Annotated in this window: 6 protein-coding genes and 1 tRNA gene; 1 reads left to right on the top strand and 6 read right to left on the bottom strand. The window is 60.0% G+C overall.

Features of this window, described 5'->3' with window-relative positions:
• Positions 1-9: 9 nt before the first annotated feature.
• Positions 10-468 (bottom strand): hypothetical protein, encoded by a 459-nt coding sequence (locus tag NEZ08_RS14070; protein ID WP_298107718.1) that lies wholly within the window; start codon positions 466-468, stop codon positions 10-12.
• A gap of 464 nt (positions 469-932) precedes the next feature.
• Between NEZ08_RS14070 and NEZ08_RS25795 the strand changes: the two genes are divergently transcribed.
• On the top strand, positions 933-1259 hold the full coding sequence (locus NEZ08_RS25795; RefSeq protein WP_367278415.1) for a Rap1a/Tai family immunity protein: 327 nt from the start codon (positions 933-935) through the stop codon (positions 1257-1259).
• A gap of 168 nt (positions 1260-1427) precedes the next feature.
• On the opposite strand, the gene NEZ08_RS14065 is transcribed toward NEZ08_RS25795, so the two are convergent.
• The 5 genes from NEZ08_RS14065 to NEZ08_RS14045 form a co-directional block, all read right to left on the bottom strand.
• Complete coding sequence (locus tag NEZ08_RS14065; RefSeq protein WP_298107716.1) at positions 1428-2723, bottom strand: site-specific integrase; 1296 nt, start codon at positions 2721-2723, stop codon at positions 1428-1430.
• 162 nt (positions 2724-2885) lie between these two features.
• A tRNA-Ser gene (locus tag NEZ08_RS14060) sits at positions 2886-2975 on the bottom strand.
• A gap of 393 nt (positions 2976-3368) precedes the next feature.
• Entirely contained in the window at positions 3369-4817 is a 1449-nt protein-coding gene (locus NEZ08_RS14055) for a trehalose-6-phosphate synthase (protein ID WP_298107713.1), read from the bottom strand.
• Between the two features lie 182 nt (positions 4818-4999).
• Positions 5000-5827 (bottom strand): trehalose-phosphatase, encoded by an 828-nt coding sequence (gene otsB, locus NEZ08_RS14050; RefSeq protein ID WP_298107711.1) that lies wholly within the window; start codon positions 5825-5827, stop codon positions 5000-5002.
• 13 nt (positions 5828-5840) lie between these two features.
• Positions 5841-7358 carry an MFS transporter gene (locus tag NEZ08_RS14045; RefSeq protein WP_298107709.1) on the bottom strand — a complete coding sequence of 506 codons (1518 nt, stop codon included), beginning with the start codon at positions 7356-7358 and terminating at the stop codon, positions 5841-5843.
• Positions 7359-7408: the final 50 nt, after the last annotated feature.

Genomic DNA, 7408 nt, shown 5'->3' with positions numbered 1-7408 from the left:
CTCCCTTCGTCACGAGCCCGGCAAAGCTCTCTCATCCTGATTGACGCTCCACTTCCATCCTGATTGCCGCGCGCCAGGTGCCGGTCGGCTTGCTGCCTGAGCTGATTGAAGCGCACCCAAGCCCTGTATCAAGGAGCCTGTAGCCTGCACCTGTGCGGCCCGTGCCTGCATCTGTGCTGCTTGTACATTTGTCTTCGCAAGATTGCGGCGCTCTTCCTCCGCGACTATGCGACTGTTCAGTTCGGCTAGTTGAAGGTCGTATTCAGCTTCGGTGATCTTTCCCTTGTCGACATTTTCGCCTCCAGCCACGCGAGCTGCGGCGGCAACAAAAACTAGATCCATGTATTGATATTGCGCCTCTTGATACGCAGCAATTATCTGCGGGTTTGAACACTCGGCAGATGCCTTGAAACCTTTAATTTCCTTTGCAAGGCGCTTCTCCCGACATTCCGCCGTCGCCGCGCGCACTTTCTCTCCGACCGCCTGCCACTTCGCTTGCGTCTCTTGTGCAGTAGGGCCTCTATAGCCGGGTGTGCCCGGCAGGCAGTCAGCCCATGGGACGCCTATGGCGCAATCCATCGGATGGTTGGGTAGACCGGGACCTACGTTTGAACAACCTTCCAAGACTGGGACGACCAGAAGCAAACACGCATAAGAGGCCATGGTGCTGAGCTTACGGATTTTGCGAACAGTCATTGCGGCAGACCCCAACCCAGTCAGCAAAATGACATCGAACAAACAAACCAGCAATAGTGCGTCGCCTGCGACACAAGTTGCAAGAGAATTGGCGGCCCGCTCGATTTGTTTTTTCGGGCTTAGATATTGCTAAATTTTCATAGGATTTCGAAAATCGAACGAAATGATAGGGAGGGTGTCTCGTGAAAGCACTTTTACTTGCTGCGGCCGCGAGCGGTGTTTTTCTATTATCTATTATGTGTGATCGGACTGTAGACGCGCAGACTGGCAACGACTTAGTGTCGACCTGCAAGATGCGAATCGAAGCGTATGACACAAATAAAAGAATGAACAACGATCAAGTTGCATACAACATGGGCATCTGCGACGGAACGCTTATTGCTCTGGGGGCCATTGGTCCGACGCTGCCTGTTGGACTTCGGTTTTGTCCGCCTACCGATGCAACCGTCCAACAGTCCCTACGTGTGGTGATTAATTATCTTGACGCCCATCCTGCGCGTCTTCACGAGCCTTTCGTCGATTTGACCATTACTGCGCTCAGAGACGTATGGCCATGCAAATAAGAGCGCGTCCTTTGGAGTTTAAGGGCGGATTTCGTTGATCGAAGGCAAATGCATAAATTTCTCTTCTCTTGCCGCTCGGTAATTAACACGATGCAAGGCACTGGGGGAACGTTCAGAGGCGACATTTCAAGAATACATGAATAAGCGAAGCTACATCGACCACCGGCTTCATGACTGCGAGCGGAACGCCACGACGGTGTCATCGTTGCTGGACGGTCGGGCGCAATAGTCAGCCCAGTTCTCCATCATCCGCTTGCGCAGGTCGAAGAAGGTCGTGCGCCTATAGGCCGCGACTACGTCGTCGCTGACCTTGTGCGCGAGCGCAGCTTCGGCGACGGGATCGTCATAGCCGTGCTCTGCCGCCCAATCGCGGAACGATGAGCGGAAGCCGTGCGGTACGATTTCACGGTCGAGTTTCGCATCGATCCAGCGCCGCTCGAGCTCATTCATCCTGTTGATCACCGCGGCCGTCGAGGCGTCGCTCAGAGGCTTGCCCTTGCTGTTGGGGAAGATGTACTCGCTATCATCCTTCGTGACTTCCATGCGATCGAGCACGGCGAGCGCCGCCTTGCTCAATGGCACTTTGTGTTCGGCATCGCTCTTCATGAGTGCAGCCGGAATGGTCCAGACTGATGTCTGCCGATCGACCTGGTCCCATTTCGCCGTTACCGCGTTGCCGGGCCTGACGGCCGTCAGTATCTGAAACTCAAGAGCTGCGGCAGCTACACCGTCGCGCTCGCGGAGCTTGCGCATGAAGTCGGGCAATTGCCGATAAGGCAGCGCCGGATGATTGCGGACCTTGCGAACCTTCGACGTGGCCGGGAGCAGGTTATCGAGGTGCCCCTTCCAGCGGGCCGGGTTTTCGCCCTTGAACTCGCCTTTCGCTTTGGCGGCATCGATGACCTGCTCGATGCGACTGCGAATGCGGCTGGCCGTTTCGGTCTTGCTCGCCCAGATCGGTTCGATGATTCTCAGGACCAGCGTCGTATCAATCGCGCCGATCGGAAGATCACGGATGGTCTTGCAGTAGTCGTTTCTGGTCGGCTTTCCCTTCTGGTCGACGCCGAGCAACGTCATCCCCCATTGATCGGCGTGCTTGGCATTTTTCCAACCGGCCCGATTGGCCTTGATGAAGCGCTTAGCAGCCGCTCCGAACGTGATCGCCTTGGCGGCCTCGATGCGGGCAGCGGCTTCCGCCTCGCGCTTGGCTTGGATCGGGTCGGCGCCATTGCGGCGGACCTTGCGAGCGTCAGTTGCCTTCTCGCGCGCTTCTTCAAGGCCCACATCGCGCAGTGACCCGAGACCATGCCAGCGCGTGCGGCCATAAAGCTTGTATCGAAACAGCCAGCTCTTGGAGCCGCCCTTCGCCACCTGGAGATACAGGCCGCCGCCGTCAGCGTGCATCCCCCGCCGAGACAAATGCTCGACCTGCTTGGCCGTCAGTTTTCCGAATCCTCGCGCCATATACCGGCACCCCGGCTACATACACTTTTACATACACTTAGGCATGAGATTTGGCGAGACGGGATGGAATTGAATGGAACGCCAAACTCCGCATAAGCAGCTGTTATTACAGCTCTTTGTGTCAGGAATTGGGGCTGGGTGAAACTTTCTGGAACGACCTTCTGGCGGAGAGAGTGGGATTCGAACCCACGGTACGGTTTCCCGCACACACGCTTTCCAAGCGTGCGCCTTAAGCCACTCGGCCATCTCTCCGAAGAGGTCCTCTCTTGAAGGTGCGCGCGGACTTTTGCAAGTGCACCCGCGCAGCGTCCACCGTCATTTCAGCAAGACATTGAAAAGATTTGGAAATTATTCCGGGAGACCATGGCGCCGCGGGGCGGGGTGACCCCGCCGGCTCTCGATATCCCCCTCCTTCTGTGGTGCGGATAAGCGAGCGTCAGGATCACGCGCGGATCCGCCGGGCGATGGCCTCGGCATTCTGACGACGGCCGGATATGCGGCCGCCGTCAGGCGCAGAACTGCGACCGCGGGAGTAGGCGAAGCCGCGGATCACCGATGCCACGGGCAGGCGGCGGCGCTCGACGCATTACCTCTTGCAATGAGGACCCTCGCGGACCGGCTTTTACTTCGCCGTCGATCCCGCAGTCAGGCGTTGACGGAGCGGAGCGGCCACAAATTCGGCGGCCTCAAAACAGGCCGCAGCGCCGCCGCCTCGCGTTCGGCCCGCGCCTTCTGCAACGCCTCGACGAAGGCCTCGAACCACTGCTGGATGGAGCCGCGACGAAGCTTGGCCATCATTGCCTCCCAGCGCATCCGCCGCTCGAGCAGCGGCATCGATAGCGCCGTTGCGATCGCTCGCGCCATGCCATCGATATCGTGAGGGTTGACCAGAAGCGCGGTGTCGAGCTCGTTGGCTGCACCCGCAAACTTCGACAACACGAGCACGCCGGGATCGGCGGGATTTTGCGCGGCGACATATTCCTTCGCCACCAGATTCATGCCGTCGTGAAGCGGCGTCACCACGCCCACCTGCGCGGTGCGGTAAAGGCCGGCCAACACGGTCTGGCTGAAACCCTTGTTGAGATAGCGGATCGGCGTCCAGTCCACCTCACCATGAAGGCCGTTGACGTCACTGACGAGTTTCGCGAGTTCGCTTTGCAGTTGGCCATAGGCCTCGATAGCCCCACGCGAGGGCGTTGCGACCTGGAGCAGCGAGGCCGTGCGCGCCAGCGACGGATGCAGAGTCCACATCTTGTCGAAGGCCTTGACGCGATTGATAAGCCCCTTGGAATAATCCAGGCGGTCGACGCCGATGGCGAGTTTTTCGCCGTTTAGGCTGCGGCGCAGCCGCGACACGTCCGGGTGTGAAATGGCCTTGGTGGCTTGGCGCGCGAATTTTTCCACATCGATGCCGATCGGAAACACCGCGAGGCGCGTCGTCCCGTGCGGAGTCGCCACCGTGCCATCCTCGATCACAAGGTCCAGGGTTGACGAGAGATAGTTCGTAAAATTTTCGCAATCACCCTCGGTCTGGAAGCCGATCAGGTCATAGGCCAGCATCGCCTCTACCAGTTCGCGGTGATGCGGAACGCCCTCCATCACGTCACGGGGCGCCCAAGGCGTATGCAGGAAGAAGCCGACCGGCTGGTCGACGCCGAGTTCGCGCAATTCCGCTCCGAGAGCAAGGAAGTGATAATCCTGGATCCAGAATGCCGTCTCGGGCTTGCGGAAGCGGAGCAGAGCCCGCGCCATGAACGCGTTGACTTCCCGGTAGGACAGATAATCGCCCTGCGAAACCCGGATCAGGTCAGCACGCGAATGCAGCGCCGGCCACAAAGCAGAATTGGCAAAGCCTTCATAGTAACCTTCATAATGCGCGGCCGGCAGGTCAAGCATCGCAAGCGCACCGGTACCGAGCGCCTCGATTTCGGCAAACGGTTCCTTCTGGACACCGTCGCGCACCCGGCCGCTGGAACCGACCCAGATCGCGCCCGATTTCTCGACGATTGGAAGCAGTGCGGCGGCCAGACCTCCCGTGATGGGTTCATTGGCATGGCCGCGCGTGATCCGATTTGAAACGACGACGAGGCTCACCGGCTCCCCTCCTGATGGTTCGCTCGTGTGTTAACAACCGTTCATCAATATGGTTCCGCGTCACTTTTCCAATGAATTGAAACCGAATTCAGGCGATGCAGCGTCGCAAATGCGTGCCTCCGCGGCCAAGATTCGTTCACGCGCCGTGGGAGCCGCGAGAACGACCGGTTCCGCGATCATCGCTACGCCAAAGCTTTGCCATCAGTGAGGCATTTCAGCCAGCTGCGGACATCGCGAGGCTCATCAAAATGGCCGGCGACGCGGGCGGCGTGACGACCAACCGAGAAAGCCAATCCGCCAAGCTCCGGCATGATCGCGAAGACCGACTCGTCGGTCACGTCATCGCCGATAAAAATGGGCCGGCGGCCGCTGAACGGCTCGTGCCTCATCACTTCACGCACGCCGCTCGCCTTGTCGAAGCCCGCCTGCTTGATCTCGCAGACGCATTTTCCGGGAAGAACCTCGATCGCTGCGCTCGGCAGATCGGCGCGGATCAGCGATACTGCCTCGTAGATCGCTCTCTCCGCATGTGGCGCAAGGCGGTAATGCAAAGCGAGCGAGTAACCCTTGTCCTCCAGCAGAATGCCGGGGCTGAGCCGGGCGATCGCGGCCAGACGGCGCTTCAGCTCCGGATCGAGCGGTGGCGCATGGGTGGCGACCGCTTCGCTCTCTGTTGAAAGCCGCATCTCTGCGCCATGGCCGCCGACGCCGGGGAATCGATCCGGCGCAAAGATCAGGTCGATATCGTTGAGGGACCGGCCGCTGACAAGCGCGAGCGCGCCTTTTGTCCGGCCGTGCAGCGCATGCAGCGTGGCCGCCAGCCCCGGCGGCACCCACACCTCGCGCGGGGTGCGCGCAAGATCGAGTAGCGTACCGTCGATGTCGAGCAAAATGGCACAGCTCTCGAGGCGCTTCGCGAGCACTTCCGTGATCAGATCGAGCGAAGCACCCTCGGCGGGCCAGGGCTCCTGGGGATCGGGTAACGCGCGGTCGGCTACATGTTCGTTCATGCCAGGCCTTCGTTCATTCTGAATACTCCACCGATGCCAGCGGTTGTGCAACAGCTTCGAGCGGCCGGCGCTCCGCCGCCACCGCGTAACGCCATCCGACTGCGGCGGCCAGCAGCATCAAGAACGCCCCGAGCAGATAACCTGTAAAGACGCTGCCGCGCGAGCCGGTATCGATCAGCGCACCGAACACCAGAGGTCCCGCGACGCCGCCAATTCCGGTGCCGACTGCATAGAAGACAGCAATTGCCAGCGCACGCACCTCCAGCGGAAAATTCTCGCTAACCGTCAGATAGGCGGCGCTGGCCGCCGGAGAAGCGCAGAAGAAGATGACCATCCATGCAATGGTCTGCGTTGTCGCATTGAGCGCGCCGATTTCAAACAAATAGCCCGAGAGCAGTAGCAGAATGCCGGAAATGCCGTAGGTGAACGCGATCATCGGACGGCGGCCCAGCGTGTCGAACAGCCGTCCGAGCACGAGCGGGCCCAGAAAATTGCCGACTGCGAAAGGAAGGATGTACCAGCCGACGCGGTCCGCTTGTATTCCATAGAAATCGATCAGCACCAGCGCGAAGGTGAAGAAAATCGCATTGTAAAAGAAGGCCTGGGCGATCATCAGCACCAGGCCGACCAGCGATCGTTTGCGGTACAGGCCGAACAACGTGTGCGCGACTTCCGACAGCGGCGTATGATCGCGCATGCGGATCCGAAGTTTCGGCGATGAGCGCAGCGGCGCCTGCCCTCCGGCTGCCGACTGATTCTGCGCATGCCCCGTGACCGAGCGCTCGATGCCGCACATGATCGCATCGGCTCGATCGGGGTGACCGTGAATGATAAGCCATCGCGGGCTCTCCGGAATCCATATCCGCATCACAAACACGGCGAGGCCGAGGCATGCTCCGGTGAAGTAGGCAATCCGCCAGCCAAGATCGACGGAGAACCAGTCCGGGTCGAGCAGCACGATCGCGCTGGTGGCGCCAAGCGCCGCGCCGATCCAGAAGCTTCCGTTAATGATAAGGTCTGTCCATCCGCGATAGCGCGCCGGGACCAGTTCCTGGATGGTCGAATTGATAGCGGTGTACTCACCGCCGATGCCGGCGCCGGTCAGGAAGCGGAACAGCGCATAGCTCGCCAGGCTCCATGACAGCGCCGTCGCCGCGGTGGCCGTGAGATAAAGCGCGAGCGTGATGAAGAACAGCTTCTTGCGGCCGATGCGATCGGTCAGCCAGCCGAAGCCGAACGCGCCAAGCACGGCACCGGCGAGGTAACAGCTGTTGGCGAATCCAACCTCGAAATTCGAGAAATGCAGAGTCGGACTTTGCTTAAGCGCCCCGGACAACGCCCCCGCCAGCGTGACTTCAAGCCCGTCAAGCACCCAGGTGATGCCGAGCGCGAGCACGACGCGCGTATGAAAGCCGCTCCAGCGCAGCGCATCTAGCCGGAAAGGAATACTGGTTTCGACAATATAAGGGTCGTCCGCCTGCGCAGGCTTGATTGCGGCGTCCAAATCGCTCTGTCGTCGCTGCAAACCCATGAGGCTGGACCGATCAGGAATTGCCTCGAAAGCAACAGGCCGTTCCGAAG

Origin of the sequence: Bradyrhizobium sp. (assembly GCF_027451485.1) — a bacterium.
Classification (GTDB): Bacteria; Pseudomonadota; Alphaproteobacteria; order Rhizobiales; family Xanthobacteraceae; genus Bradyrhizobium.
This window is presented reverse-complemented; position numbering and strand designations above follow the sequence as displayed.